This window comes from Streptomyces sp. SudanB182_2057 (assembly GCF_964272715.1).
Lineage (GTDB): Bacteria > Actinomycetota > Actinomycetes > Streptomycetales > Streptomycetaceae > Streptomyces > Streptomyces rubradiris.
This window is the reverse complement of record NZ_OZ186798.1, coordinates 7,133,314-7,145,855: the sequence shown is the minus strand read 5'-3', so window position 1 is coordinate 7,145,855 and position 12,542 is coordinate 7,133,314. Positions and strand designations below refer to the sequence as shown.

The window sequence follows — 12,542 nt, the reverse complement described above, 5'->3', positions numbered from 1 at the left end:
ACCACATCGTGTGCTCTCCACTCCGCGCTCTCGACACGGTCACCTCCCTCTGGCACCGTGCCGGAGCCGCACCCCTCGACCGCACCAGCCCGCCGGCGACGAGTCGCCCGGAAGCCGCAGCAGGAGGAGCACCCGTGCCGAGCCACAGCCGAGTCACGCGCCGCAGGGGCCTGAAGGCCGCACTGGCAGCCGCGATTCCCCTGCCCCTGTCCAGTACAGCACTCTCCCCCGGCCCCGCCGGGGCGGGCAGCGGCCACCGCGTCCCCCTGCGCGTGATGTCGTTCAACCTCCGCTTCGCGAGTACCGCCGAGCCGCACAGCTGGGCCGCCCGCCGCCCCGTGACGCGCGCCCTGCTGCACCGCGAGCGCCCGCATGTCATCGGCACCCAGGAGGGCCTCTACCAGCAGGTGCGGGACATCGAGGCCGACCTCGGGACCGCGTACGACTGGATCGGCACCGGGCGCGCGGGCGGCAGCCGCGACGAGTTCATGGCCGTCTTCTACGACACGCGCCGGCTCGCCCCCGAGGAGTACGACCACTTCTGGCTCTCCGACACACCGGACGTGATCGGGTCCAACACCTGGGGCGGCGGTTCCATCCGCATGGTGACCCGGGTCCGGTTCCGGGACCTGCTGTCCGGCGGCCGGGAGTTCCACCTGCTGAACACCCACCTCGACAACCACAGCCAGTACGCACGCGCGCGTGCCGCCGCCCTGATCGCCCAGCGCATCGCCGGGCTCGGCACCTCGCTCCCGCTCGTCGTCACCGGCGACTTCAACGTGGCCGCCCACGGGAACCCGGTCTACGACACGATGCTGGGCGCGGGGCTGACCGACACCTGGGACACGGCGGCCGAGCGGAGCGAGCTGTACGGCACCTTCCACGGCTACCGGCCGCTGACGCCGGGCGGCGACCGCATCGACTGGATCCTGGCCACCCCCGGTGTCACGGCGCACGAGGCCCGCATCAACACCTTCTCGGCGCACGGGCAGTACCCGAGCGACCACCTGCCGGTGCAGGCCACGCTGACGCTGGGATGAGCGAGGCCCCCGGGACCGTCGGCGCGGTCACGGGGGCCTCGTACAGCGGATGCGGGGATCAGCCCTTGCGGGCCTTGATCTCCTCGGTCAGCTGCGGCACGACGTCGAACAGGTCGCCGACCACGCCGTAGTCGGCCAGCTCGAAGATCGGGGCCTCCTCGTCCTTGTTGACGGCCACGATCGTCTTCGAGGTCTGCATGCCGGCGCGGTGCTGGATCGCGCCGGAGATGCCGTTGGCGATGTACAGCTGCGGCGACACGCTCTTGCCGGTCTGGCCGACCTGGCTGGTGTGCGGGTACCAGCCGGCGTCGACGGCGGCACGCGAGGCGCCGACGGCCGCGCCCAGCTGGTCGGCGAGGGCCTCGATGATCGCGAAGTTCTCCGCGCCGTTCACACCGCGGCCACCGGAGACCACGATCGCGGCCTCGGTCAGGTCCGGGCGGCCCGTGGACTCACGCGGCGTACGGCCGGTGATCTTCGTGCCGGTCGCCTTGTCCGAGAAGGTCACCGACAGGGCCTCGACCGCACCGGCGGCCGGGGCGGCCTCGACGGCGGCGCTGTTCGGCTTGACCGTGATAACCGGGGTGCCCTTGACGACACGGGTCTTGGTGGTGAAGGACGCGGCGAACACCGACTGGGTGGCCACCGGGCCCTCGTCGCCGGCCTCCAGGTCGACGGCGTCGGTGATGATGCCCGAGCCGATGCGCAGCGCCAGGCGGGCGGCGATCTCCTTGCCCTCGGCGGAGGACGGGACCAGCACGGCGGCCGGGGAGACGGCCTCGTAGGCGGCCTGGAGGGCGTCCACCTTCGGCACGACCAGGTAATCGGCGTACTCGGCGGCGTCGTGGGTGAGCACCTTGACCGCGCCGTGCTCGGCGAGCGTGGCGGCGGTGTCGGCGGCGCCGTTGCCCAGCGCGACGGCGACGGGCTCGCCCAGCCGGCGGGCCAGGGTCAGCAGCTCCAGGGTGGGCTTGCGGACGGCACCGTCCGCGTGGTCGACGAAGACGAGGACTTCAGCCATGGGATTGCTCTCCTGCGTAACGAAGTTGAGGGGCGGTCGGCGGGGCGGGCCCTTAGATGAACTTCTGGGCCGCGAGGAACTCAGCGAGCTGCTTGCCGCCCTCGCCCTCGTCCTTGACGATGGTGCCGGCCGTGCGCGCCGGGCGCTCGGTCGCGGACTCGACCTTGGTGAAGGCGCCGTCCAGGCCGACCTCCTCGGCCTCGATGTCGAGGTCGGACAGGTCCCAGGACTCCACCGGCTTCTTCTTGGCCGCCATGATGCCCTTGAAGGAGGGGTAGCGGGCCTCGCCGGACTGGTCGGTCACGGAGACGACGGCCGGGAGCTGCGCCTGAAGCTGCTCGGAGGCGGCGTCGCCGTCACGGCGGCCCGTGACCGTGCCGTCCTCGACGGAGACCTCGGACAGCAGGGTGACCTGCGGGACGCCCAGGCGCTCGGCGACCAGCGCCGGGACGATGCCCATGGCGCCGTCGGTGGAGGCCATGCCGGAGATGACCAGGTCGTAACCGGCCTTCTCGATGGCCTTGGCCAGCACCAGGGAGGTGCCGATGGCGTCGGTGCCGTGCAGGTCGTCGTCCTCGACGTGGATGGCCTTGTCCGCACCCATGGACAGGGCCTTGCGGAGCGCGTCCTTGGCGTCCTCGGGGCCCACCGTCAGCACGGTGACCTCGGCGTCGTCCGCGTTCTCCGAGATCTGCAGGGCCTGCTCGACCGCGTACTCGTCCAGCTCGGAGAGCAGACCGTCCACGTCGTCGCGGTCGACGGTCAGGTCATCGGCGAAGTGCCGGTCGCCAGTGGCGTCGGGCACGTACTTCACAGTGACAACGATCCTCAAGCTCACGCCGGCTCTCCTACTGCATCGTCATTTCGGGCTGCCTCTTGCAGGCAGCATAGGCGCCTCAAGCGGCCGATCCCGATCGGGGCGTCCGCGCGCTCCGAACGAGATATTACTCGTCAGTACACCCAGTTCATGCCCGCTAAGCAAGCGCTTTGAACTGTGACCTTCGCAACGCAGCGTAACCGGAACCCGACGGGCGCGCAGCGGCGCTCGGCGTGATCAATCCCGCAGGGCGTTGAAGCGGCCCTGGTGGTAGAGGAGCGGGCGGCCGTCGCCCGAGGGATCGCCGAACACGACCTCGGCGAGCACGATGCGGTGGTCGCCGGCCGGGACCCGCCCGACGATCCGGCACACCAGCCAGGCCAGCACGTCGTCCAGCACCGGCACCCCCTCCGGCCCCTCCCGCCAGGCGGTGGGCGCACCGAAGCGGTCGGCGCCGCTGCGCGCGAAGGTGGCGGCCAGGTCGCTCTGGTGCTCGGCGAGTATGTGCACGCCGACGTGGTCCGTCTCGGCGATCGCGGGCCAGCTGGAGGCGCCCGTGCCGATACCGAAGGAGACGAGCGGGGGTGCGGCGGACACGGAGGTGAGGGAGGTGGCGGTGAAGCCGACCGGGCCGGAGGCGCCGCGCGCGGTGATCACCGCCACGCCGGCGGCGTGCCGGCGGAAGGCGGAGCGCAGCAGGTCCGGGGAGGCGGTCCGGGGGGAGCCGAGGCCGGGAGTGGCCGTCATGGAGTCGTCCTTCTGCCGGGGGTCACGAGCGGGTTCACGGGTGCTCAACGGCCCGGACACCCCGCGCTCGCGGTGCGGGCCAGATCGATGTGGACCCGCCCGTAGAGAAGGAGTTCGGTCGGCATGCGGTCAGGTTGGCGACCGGCGAGCCGTACCGTCAAGCGGCTTCCGCGCTCCGGAAGTCCGCGCACCGGGCGCCGGGCCCCGCTCATACCGCTTCCCCCAGGGCCGCTATGACGTCCGCCTTGCGGGGCTGCCCGATGGCGCGCCGCACCACCCGTCCGCCGGCGTCCAGCACCAGGACGGTCGGCGTCTTGACGATCTCCAGCGCGCGTACGAGGTCCAGGTGGGCCTCCGCGTCGATCTCGACGTGGGTCACGCCCGGGACCAGCCCGGCGACCTCGCCGAGGACCCGCCGGGTGGCCCGGCAGGGCGCGCAGAAGGCGCTGGAGAACTGCACCAGCGTGGCCCGCTCCCCCAGCTCCGCGCCGAGTTCGGCCGCACCGATGCGCCTGCCGTCGTCGCGCCCGCCCACCCGCACTCTCCCGTTCCGCCGCCGGCGCGGCTCGTCGCGGCGGGCACGTCAGGGGCGCGCCGCCGGTCCGGTCGTCATCGGAACAACCGGTCACGGGGCCGGGAAGATTCCCGGCGGCTACCCGGGGAACAGTAAAGGGGGCTTAAAGATCCGAGGTGGGATGTAGGCCGACGTGACGAGGATCTCGCGTTAGGGAGGCACCAGAACTGGTCACCCGTACGTTCTTCGGGCACGATCTGCGAGACGCCGTAAACCTACGGCTGCGTAACCTTCCCGCCGGGAGCCCCCTTTCCCGAGCAGAGCAGAAAGGGCACACCCCGCCCATGGCAGAGCTGGTCTACCGTCCCGTCATCGGTATCGCCAAGACGGCGTTCAAGGTCTGGGATCTGAAGATCGACTGCCGGGGGTCGGAGAACATCCCACGCGCGGGCGGCGCCGTGCTGGTGAGCAATCACATCAGCTATCTGGACTTCATCTTCAACGGCCTGGCCGCCCTGCCACAGAAGCGGCTGGTGCGCTTCATGGCGAAGGACTCCGTCTTCCGGCACCGGATCTCCGGGCCCCTCATGCGCGGCATGAAGCACATCCCGGTGGACCGCGGACAGGGCGAGAAGGCGTACGCGCACGCGCTGGACGCGCTGCGTTCCGGCGAGGTCATCGGGCTGTTCCCGGAGGCGACGATCTCGCAGTCCTTCACGCTGAAGAGCTTCAAGTCGGGCGCGGCCCGGCTGGCCCAGGAGGCGGGCGTGCCGCTGGTCCCGATGGCGGTGTGGGGCACGCAGCGGCTGTGGACGAAGGGGCAGCCGCGCAACTTCAAGCGCAGCCACCTGCCCGTCACCGTCCGGGTCGGCGAGGCGGTGGAGGCCCCCCGCGACCAGTACGCTGGCGCCATCACCCGCCGGCTGCGCGAACGCGTCCAGGATCTGCTGGAGGCCGCGCAGCGTGCCTACCCGGGCCGCCCCAAGGGCCCGGAGGACACCTGGTGGCTGCCCGCGCACCTCGGCGGCACGGCCCCCACGGCGGAGCAGCTGCGGATCCAGGCGTAACACCCGCGGCGCCCGGCCGTCGAGCGGCCGGAGGCCCAGGCCTCAGAGGCTTGACGGGAGGGTCTTCCACAGGTGCGGGCGGTCGGGGGCCGTTCGCAGGGCGGCGAGGACCGCCGGGTGCGGGGTGGCGTACAGGCCCGGGTAGTCCGTCTCGCCGGCCGCGGGGTCCGGGGTCCAGGCCAGCCGTTCGCCGGTCAGGGAGAACCGCGCGTCGACACCCGGCTTGTTGCCGCGGGGGTCCTGCCGGTGCCAGGCGCCGTGGAAGCGTACGGCGACCAGGCCGTGGAGCAGATGGCCGCCCGCGTCGTCGGTCAGGCGCTGGTAGCACAGGGCCGTCGGGATGTCCTCGGCCCGCAGCAGGGCGGCCAGGGCGTGGGACTTGGCGTGGCAGATGCCGGTGCCCTCGGCCAGCACGTCGGAGGCGCGCCAGGTGACGCGCGGGTCGCCGGAGTCCTGGGAGTGCGGGATGGTGTCCCGTACGAACTCATACGCGGCCCGCGCATATTCATACGAGTCGGCGGCGTCGGCCGCGAGGCGGGCGGCGGTCTCCCGGACCAGCGGGTGATGGTGGTCGATGACCTCGTCCGCGGCGAGGTACGCGGACAGGTCGGCCGTGTTCTGGATCAGCTCCATGCCCGCAGAGCATAGGAACGCGATCACCGGACGTCAATGACTTTCCAGGTGATCGCATAACTATGCAGCACTGGGGATCAGCGGGCCATCTCCTCCTTGAGGGCGGCCACGAACGTGTCGACGTCGTCCTCCGTGGTGTCGAAAGCGCACATCCAGCGCACCACTCCGGCGGCCTCGTCCCAGAAGTAGAACCGGAACCGCTTCTGCAGCCGCTCGCTCACGTCGTGCGGGAGCCGGGCGAAGACGCCGTTGGCCTGCACCGGGTAGAGGATCTCCACCCCGTGCACCGCGCGCACGCCCTCGGCGAGCCGCTGGGCCATCTCGTTGGCGTGCCGGGCGTTGCGCAGCCACAGGTCCTTGGCGAGCAGCGCCTCCAACTGCACCGAGACGAAACGCATCTTGGAGGCCAGCTGCATGGACGTCTTCCGCAGGCGCTTCATCTGCCGCACCGCGTCCTGGTTGATGACGACGACGGCCTCGCCGAACAGCGCGCCGTTCTTCGTCCCGCCCAGCGAGAGGATGTCCACGCCGACCGCGTTGGTGAAGGTGCGCATGGGCACGTCCAGGGAGGCGGCGGCGTTGGCTATCCGGGAGCCGTCCAGGTGCACCTTCATGCCGTGCGCGTGGGCGTGCTCGCAGATCGCGCGGATCTCCCCGGGCGTGTAGAGGGTGCCCAGTTCGGTGGACTGGGTGATCGACACGACCTGCGGCATGGCCCGGTGCTCGTCCTCGAAGCCCCAGGCCTGCCGGTCGATCAGCTCCGGGGTGAGCTTGCCGTCGGGCGTGGGCACGGTGAGCAGCTTCAGCCCGCCCATGCGCTCGGGGGCGCCGCCCTCGTCGACGTTGATGTGCGCGCTCTCGGCGCAGATCACCGCGCCCCAGCGGTCGGTGACCGCCTGGAGCGCGACCACGTTGGCGCCGGTGCCGTTGAAGACCGGGAACGCCTCGGCGGTGGCGCCGAAGTGGCCGCGCACCACCCGCTGGAGGTGCTCGGTGTAGTCGTCCTCGCCGTACGCCACCTGGTGGCCGCCGTTGGCCAGAGCCAGGGCGGCCAGCACCTCGGGGTGGGCTCCGGCGTAGTTGTCACTGGCGAAACCGCGGACCTGCGGGTCGTGATGGCGACGCGCGTCGGTCTTGGGTGGGTTCACGGCTTCTCGGTCAGCCACAGACGGTTTCCGTTCACTTCTGCGGCGGGCTTGCTCCAGACGCCCTCGATGGCCTCGGCCAGGTCCTTGACGTCCGTGAAGCCCGCGAACTTCGCGTTGGGGCGTTCGGCGCGCATCGCGTCGTGCACCAGCGCCTTCACCACCAGGATGGCAGCCGCCGAACGCGGGCCCTGCTCGCCCCCGGCCTTGCGGAAGCCGTCGGCCATGGCGAGCGTCCATGCCTCGGCGGCGGCCTTGGCCGCGGAGTACGCCGCGTTGCCCGCCGTCGGCTTGGTGGCGCCGGCCGCGCTGATGAGCAGGTACCGGCCTCGGTCGCTGCGCTGGAGGCCGTCGAAGAAGGCGAGGGAGGTGTGCTGGACGGTGCGCACGAGCAGCTTCTCCAGCAGCTCCCAGTCGGCGAGGTCGGTGCCGGCGAAGGTGGCACCGCCGCGCCAGCCGCCGACGAGGTGGACCAGGCCGTCGATCCGGCCGTGGTCCTTCTCGATGCGCGCGGCCCAGGCCCGGGTGTCCTCCAGGTCGAGCAGGTCGACGGTCTCGCCGGTGACGGTGGCGCCGCCGCGGGCGTAGCGCGCCGCGTCGACGGCCTCCGCGAGGCGTTCGGGATTGTTGTCGGCACCCACGACGACCGCGCCCGCCTCGGCGAGCCGGACCAGCGCCGCGTGCCCGGCGGGGCCGCCGGCGCCGGCCACCGCGATCACCGCACCACTGAGAGACCCGTTGTTCCCCACGTTCTTCCCCTCTTGAACAGTGTTGTGGACGCGGTCGCTCACGCGGCGATCCGCTCGGCGCCGTCCGCCGTGATGCCCTTGGTGGAGGCGATCACATTCTTCAGCTTCTTCGCCAGCGCCTCATAGAACATGCTCAGCGGAAACTCGTCCGGCAGCACGTCGTCCACCAGCTTGCGCGGCGGCTGGGTCAGGTCCAGGGCGTCCGGGCCCTTGGCCCACTTGGAGCCGGGGTGCGGGGCGAGGTAGGCGGAGACCAGTTCGTAGCCGGCGAACCAGTGCACCAGCTTCGGACGGTCGATGCCGTCCCGGTAGAGCTTCTCGATCTCGGCGCACAGCTGGTTGGTGACCTGCGGGGCGCGCTCCCAGTCGATGGAGAGCTTGTTGTCGGTCCACCGGACGACGTCGTGCTTGTGCAGGTAGGCGAAGAGCAGCTGGCCGCCGAGGCCGTCGTAGTTGCGGTTGCGGTCACCGGTGACGGGGAAGCGGAACATGCGGTCGAAGAGCACCGCGTACTGCACGTCACGGGCCTGCGGGACGCCGTCCGCCTGGAGCTTCACGGCCTCCTTGAAGGCGGTGAGGTCGCAGCGCAGCTCCTCCAGGCCGTACATCCAGAACGGCTGGCGCTGCTTGATCATGAACGGGTCGAACGGCAGGTCGCCGTGGCTGTGGGTGCGGTCGTGGACCATGTCCCAGAGCACGAAGGCCTCTTCGCAGCGCTTCTGGTCGTGCACCATGGCGGCGATGTCCTCGGGCAGCTCCAGGCCCAGGATGTCCACGGCGGCGTCGGTGACGCGGCGGAACCGGGCGGCCTCGCGGTCGCAGAAGATGCCACCCCAGGAGAAGCGTTCCGGCGCCTGACGGACGGCGATGGTCTCCGGGAAGAGGACGGCGGAGTTGGTGTCGTAGCCCGAGGTGAAGTCCTCGAAGGTGATGCCGCAGAAGAGCGGGTTGTCGTACCGGGTGCGCTCCAGCTCGGCCAGCCAGTCCGGCCAGACCATGCGCAGCACGACCGCCTCCAGATTGCGGTCCGGGTTGCCGTTCTGGGTGTACATCGGGAAGACGACCAGGTGCTGAAGGCCGTCCGCGCGGTGGGCGGCGGGCTGGAAGGCCAGCAGCGAGTCGAGGAAGTCCGGGACCTCGAAGCCGCCCTCGGCCCAGCGGCGCAGGTCCTTCACGAGGGCCTGGTGGTAGGCGGCGTCGTGCGGGAGCAGCGGAGAGAGCTCCCCGACCGCCTCGGCGACGCGCTCGACGGCCGCCGCGGCGTCGGCCCGCCGCGGGGCGCCCTCGGCGGCGAAGTCGATCGATCCGTCCTTGGACTGCCATGGCCGGATCCGTTCCACGGCATCCTTGAGCACGGCCCAGGCCGGGTGCTCGACCACCCTGGTCGGCGAAGGAATCCGCTCCTCCACGCCTGCCTGCACAAGAATTTCCGTCATGCCCCATCCTCCACGGGAGAACCTCACGTATGGATACCGTAGGCGTACCCTGTTTCTCTCAGCAAGAGCAGGAGCGGGAAAATATTCTGTCCGACCCCATGGTCACCGACGTTTTTCCTGCCGCAAACCGTGACGGCGCTCACTTTCATCAACGGCGCGCGCTCCCCGGCGCGACGGCGCGCCCGGTGGTCAAGGGTGCGGGGGACGCGCCCACCGGAGGGTGACGGCCAAGGCGGATACCGGCCAACTGGCGTCTGCCCCGGCTCCCGAATGCCCGGCGCAGCCGCGGGTCCATCGCACGGCCCGGCCATTAGGCTGCGGCCTTGCCGCGTGGACGACGACGTCCGGCACGGGTCCGTCGGTCCGCGCGTCGCCGAGCCGCCGTCGACGGAAGCGAGTTGAACCTTGAACTTCCTTACCATCGGTCATCGCGGGGTCATGGGCGTCGAGCCCGAGAACACCCTCCGTTCCTTCGTCGCCGCGCAGCAGGCCGGCCTGGACCTGATCGAACTCGATCTGCACCTGAGCAAGGACGGCGCCCTCGTCGTCATGCACGACGCGGAGGTGGACCGCACCACCGACGGCTCCGGGCCGATCGCCGAGAAGACCCTCGCGGAGCTGCGCGCCCTGGACGCGGGCCGCGGGGAGCGGGTGCCGGTGTTCGAGGAGGTGCTGGAGGCGGTGCGGGCGCCGTTGCAGGCGGAGATCAAGGACGTGGCGGCGGCCCGGGCGCTGGCCGAGGTGATGCGCGCGCGGGACCTGACCACGCGGGTGGAGGTGTCCTCGTTCCACGACGAGGCGATCACCGAGATCGCGCGGCTGGTGCCGGGGGTGCGTACGGCGCTGGTCGCGAGCCGCTACGGCACCGAGGTGGTGGACCGCGCCGTCGCCGCGGGCGCCGCGACCGTGTGTCTGAACATCCGCCGGCTCACCCTGGAGATCGTCGAGCACGCGCGCGCGTCCGGGCTGCGGATCCTCGGCTGGGTGGTGAACACCCAGGAGCACCTGCGCCTGGTCCGCGCCCTGGAACTGGACGGGGCGACGACCGACTACCCGGAGATCAAGCGCACGGGCCGGTTCACGGCGTAGCCCCGGCGGCCGGGCCGCGAACCGGCGGTCGCACCCTCACCCGAGCTCCTTGACCAGCAGCTCGAACTCCAGATCGGCGCGGCGCGGGATGCCGAAGCGCTCGTCGCCGTACGGGAACGGGGACGTCCGTCCCGTACGGCGGTAGCCGCGGCGTTCGTACCAGGCGATCAGGTCCTCGCGCACGGAGATCACCGTCATGTGCATCTCGCCGACGCCCCAGGTCCGCCGGCACCGGCGCTCGGCCTCCGCCAGGACGGCCTTGCCGACGCCCCCGCCCTGCAGGGCGGGGCTCACCGCGAACATGCCGAAGTAGGCGTGGTCGCCGCGGTGCTCCAGCTGGCAGCAGGCGACGATCCGGCCGTCCAGCTCCACGGTGAGCAGCACGCTGTCCGGCGACTTGATCACCTCCAGCACACCCTCCGGGTCGGTCCGCTGCCCGTCGAGGATGTCCGCCTCGGTGGTCCACCCGGCCCGGCTGCTGTCCCCCCGGTACGCCGACTCCACGAGCGCGACGAGGGCGTCCACGTCGGCGTCGGTGGCGTCGCGGAAGGTGAGGCCGGTGGCGGGGGTGTCCATGGCGGTGGTCTCCGATCTCGGGCGTGGCCGGGGCACGGAAGAGGGTAACCCTGCTGCATGGTGCATGTACTCAGCAGCCGGACCCTGCTCCGGCCCTCCGATCCCGAACGCTCCCGCGCCTTCTACGGCGAGCAGCTGGGACTGTCCGTCTACCGCGAGTTCGGGACCGGTCCCGAACGCGGCACGGTCTACTTCCTCGGCGGCGGTTTCCTGGAGCTGTCCGGCCGGTCCGACGACCCGCCCTCGCCCGCGGTACGGCTGTGGTTGCAGGTCGAGGACGCGACGGCCGCGTGCGAGGAACTGCGGGCGCGGGGCGTGGAGATCGCACGGCCCCCGGTGAAGGAGCCCTGGGGCCTGGTCGAGATGTGGATCAACGATCCGGACGGCACACCGATCGTCCTGGTGGAGATCCCGGCAGACCACCCGCTGCGGTACCGGCCCGGGATCTGAGGTCCGGTCCGCGAAGGTGCCCGGGGACGGCGGCGGCCGTCCCCGGGCACGTTCGCGGGTCTGCGGCCGTGCGTCCGGCGGGCCGGGCGGGGGTTTGCCTTCGAGGGCGCTCCAGCCCCTAGCGTCGCTCCCACCACCCGCGAGATCGCCCGCGCCACCCGCGAGGCCGCTCGCACCTTCCGCGAAGAGGGAGAGACACACATGCGGTACACGCTGTTCGGGCGGACCGGGCTGCGCGTCAGCGAACTGGCGCTGGGCACCATGACCTTCGGGGAGGACTGGGGGTGGGGCGCCGACAAGGACACCAGCGCCCGGATCCTCGACGTCTACGCCGACGCGGGCGGCAACTTCGTGGACACCGCGAACAACTACACCTCCGGCAGCGCCGAGCGGATCCTCGGCGAGCTGCTCGCCGGGCGCCGCGACCGGTTCGTGCTGGCGAGCAAGTACACCTGCGGCACCCGCGACGGCGACCCCAACGCGGCGGGCAACCACCGCGGGAACCTCGTCCGGTCGGTCGAGGACAGCCTGCGCCGGCTGCGCACCGACCGGCTCGACGTGCTGTGGGTGCACGCCCGGGACAACTTCACGCCGGTGGAGGAGGTCATGCGCGCCCTGGACGACGTGGTCCGCGCGGGCAAGGTGCTCTACGTGGGCGTCTCGGACTGGCCGGCCTGGGAGATCGCGCAGGCCAACACCCTCGCCGAGCTGCGCGGCTGGACGTGCTTCGCGGGCTCGCAGCTGCGCTACAGCCTGCTGGAGCGCACCCCGGAGCGTGAACTGCTGCCGCAGGCCCGGGCGTTCGACCTCACCGTGTTCGCCTGGGCGCCGCTGGCGGCGGGCCGGCTCACCGGGAAGTACCGGCGCGGCGGGACCGGGCGGCTGGACACGCTGGACGTGCGGCCCGAGGCGTGGGAGGAGGACGTCGTCGACGCGGTCCTGGAGATCGCCGGGGCGGGCGGCTGGAGCCCGGCGCAGGTGGCCCTGGCCTGGCTGCTGGGCCGCCCCGGGAACGTCGTACCGCTCGTGTCGGCCACCCGGCCGGAGCAGCTCGCGGACAACCTGGCGAGCACCGGGGTCCGGCTCGACGCGGACGCGCGCGCCCGCCTGGACGAGGTGAGCGCGGTCCCGCTGGGCTTCCCGCACGACTTCCTGCGGGAGGCGCCCATCACCCGCAATGTGTACGGCGACCGCTGGCCGGACATCGTCGACCGCCGCTCCACGTACCGCCGTACCGTGCACGACGTCCTGTGAACGT

General features: G+C 71.6%; 14 protein-coding genes. 5 read left to right on the top strand and 9 right to left on the bottom strand.

The features are described 5' to 3' along the window. Positions 1-134 precede the first annotated feature (134 nt). The gene (locus ACSURM_RS31845) at positions 135-1,040 is read left to right on the top strand and encodes an endonuclease/exonuclease/phosphatase family protein (protein ID WP_436959218.1); all 906 of its coding nucleotides are present in this window, start codon (positions 135-137) and stop codon (positions 1,038-1,040) included. 58 nt (positions 1,041-1,098) lie between these two features. On the opposite strand, the gene ACSURM_RS31840 is transcribed toward ACSURM_RS31845, so the two are convergent. The 4 genes from ACSURM_RS31840 to ACSURM_RS31825 all read right to left on the bottom strand — a co-directional run bounded on the left by ACSURM_RS31840 (position 1,099) and on the right by ACSURM_RS31825 (position 4,166). After that, on the bottom strand, positions 1,099-2,061 hold the full coding sequence (locus ACSURM_RS31840) for an electron transfer flavoprotein subunit alpha/FixB family protein (protein WP_436959217.1): 963 nt from the start codon (positions 2,059-2,061) through the stop codon (positions 1,099-1,101). A gap of 52 nt (positions 2,062-2,113) precedes the next feature. Beyond that, on the bottom strand, positions 2,114-2,899 hold the full coding sequence (locus ACSURM_RS31835) for an electron transfer flavoprotein subunit beta/FixA family protein (RefSeq protein WP_436959216.1): 786 nt from the start codon (positions 2,897-2,899) through the stop codon (positions 2,114-2,116). A gap of 216 nt (positions 2,900-3,115) precedes the next feature. Further along, positions 3,116-3,625 (bottom strand): flavin reductase family protein, encoded by a 510-nt coding sequence (locus ACSURM_RS31830; protein WP_436959215.1) that lies wholly within the window; start codon positions 3,623-3,625, stop codon positions 3,116-3,118. A 208-nt stretch (positions 3,626-3,833) separates the two neighbouring features. Next, positions 3,834-4,166 carry a thioredoxin family protein gene (locus ACSURM_RS31825; protein ID WP_436959214.1) on the bottom strand — a complete coding sequence of 111 codons (333 nt, stop codon included), beginning with the start codon at positions 4,164-4,166 and terminating at the stop codon, positions 3,834-3,836. A gap of 317 nt (positions 4,167-4,483) precedes the next feature. Here ACSURM_RS31825 and ACSURM_RS31820 point away from each other — a divergent pair, with 317 nt between their 5' ends. Next, on the top strand, positions 4,484-5,206 hold the full coding sequence (locus ACSURM_RS31820) for a lysophospholipid acyltransferase family protein (RefSeq protein WP_436959213.1): 723 nt from the start codon (positions 4,484-4,486) through the stop codon (positions 5,204-5,206). 42 nt (positions 5,207-5,248) lie between these two features. On the opposite strand, the gene ACSURM_RS31815 is transcribed toward ACSURM_RS31820, so the two are convergent. The 4 genes from ACSURM_RS31815 to ACSURM_RS31800 all read right to left on the bottom strand — a co-directional run bounded on the left by ACSURM_RS31815 (position 5,249) and on the right by ACSURM_RS31800 (position 9,169). Continuing rightward, positions 5,249-5,839: a transglutaminase-like domain-containing protein gene (locus tag ACSURM_RS31815; RefSeq protein WP_436959212.1), complete on the bottom strand. Its 591-nt coding sequence runs from the start codon at positions 5,837-5,839 to the stop codon at positions 5,249-5,251. A 77-nt stretch (positions 5,840-5,916) separates the two neighbouring features. Continuing rightward, positions 5,917-6,987, bottom strand: a complete 1,071-nt coding sequence (locus ACSURM_RS31810) for a threonine aldolase family protein (protein ID WP_436959211.1) — start codon at positions 6,985-6,987, stop codon at positions 5,917-5,919. Then, positions 6,984-7,775 (bottom strand): SDR family NAD(P)-dependent oxidoreductase, encoded by a 792-nt coding sequence (locus tag ACSURM_RS31805; RefSeq protein ID WP_436959210.1) that lies wholly within the window; start codon positions 7,773-7,775, stop codon positions 6,984-6,986. The genes ACSURM_RS31810 and ACSURM_RS31805 overlap by 4 nt, the downstream gene beginning before the upstream one ends. Continuing rightward, positions 7,772-9,169: a DUF6421 family protein gene (locus ACSURM_RS31800; protein WP_436959209.1), complete on the bottom strand. Its 1,398-nt coding sequence runs from the start codon at positions 9,167-9,169 to the stop codon at positions 7,772-7,774. The genes ACSURM_RS31805 and ACSURM_RS31800 overlap by 4 nt, the downstream gene beginning before the upstream one ends. Before the next feature lie 405 nt (positions 9,170-9,574). Between ACSURM_RS31800 and ACSURM_RS31795 the strand changes: the two genes are divergently transcribed. Continuing rightward, positions 9,575-10,258 carry a glycerophosphodiester phosphodiesterase gene (locus ACSURM_RS31795; RefSeq protein WP_436959208.1) on the top strand — a complete coding sequence of 228 codons (684 nt, stop codon included), beginning with the start codon at positions 9,575-9,577 and terminating at the stop codon, positions 10,256-10,258. 36 nt (positions 10,259-10,294) lie between these two features. Here ACSURM_RS31795 and ACSURM_RS31790 read toward each other — a convergent pair whose 3' ends face one another. Beyond that, positions 10,295-10,834 (bottom strand): GNAT family N-acetyltransferase, encoded by a 540-nt coding sequence (locus tag ACSURM_RS31790; protein ID WP_436959207.1) that lies wholly within the window; start codon positions 10,832-10,834, stop codon positions 10,295-10,297. Positions 10,835-10,891: 57 nt separating this feature from the next. Between ACSURM_RS31790 and ACSURM_RS31785 the strand changes: the two genes are divergently transcribed. Next, on the top strand, positions 10,892-11,284 hold the full coding sequence (locus tag ACSURM_RS31785) for a VOC family protein (protein WP_436959206.1): 393 nt from the start codon (positions 10,892-10,894) through the stop codon (positions 11,282-11,284). A 201-nt stretch (positions 11,285-11,485) separates the two neighbouring features. Continuing rightward, positions 11,486-12,538, top strand: a complete 1,053-nt coding sequence (locus tag ACSURM_RS31780; RefSeq protein ID WP_436959205.1) for an aldo/keto reductase — start codon at positions 11,486-11,488, stop codon at positions 12,536-12,538. The last annotated feature ends 4 nt before the right edge of the window (positions 12,539-12,542 follow it).

Bases quoted from the DNA above. Each gene is read 5' to 3' on its own strand.
- ACSURM_RS31800 (WP_436959209.1), bottom strand. From the start codon at position 9,169: ATGACGGAAATTCTTGTGCAGGCAGGCGTGGAGGAGCGGATTCCTTCG.
- ACSURM_RS31785 (WP_436959206.1), top strand. From the start codon at position 10,892: ATGGTGCATGTACTCAGCAGCCGGACCCTGCTCCGGCCCTCCGATCCC.
- ACSURM_RS31790 (WP_436959207.1), bottom strand. From the start codon at position 10,834: ATGGACACCCCCGCCACCGGCCTCACCTTCCGCGACGCCACCGACGCC.
- ACSURM_RS31815 (WP_436959212.1), bottom strand. From the start codon at position 5,839: ATGGAGCTGATCCAGAACACGGCCGACCTGTCCGCGTACCTCGCCGCG.
- ACSURM_RS31840 (WP_436959217.1), bottom strand. From the start codon at position 2,061: ATGGCTGAAGTCCTCGTCTTCGTCGACCACGCGGACGGTGCCGTCCGC.
- ACSURM_RS31780 (WP_436959205.1), top strand. From the start codon at position 11,486: ATGCGGTACACGCTGTTCGGGCGGACCGGGCTGCGCGTCAGCGAACTG.
- ACSURM_RS31830 (WP_436959215.1), bottom strand. From the start codon at position 3,625: ATGACGGCCACTCCCGGCCTCGGCTCCCCCCGGACCGCCTCCCCGGAC.
- ACSURM_RS31820 (WP_436959213.1), top strand. From the start codon at position 4,484: ATGGCAGAGCTGGTCTACCGTCCCGTCATCGGTATCGCCAAGACGGCG.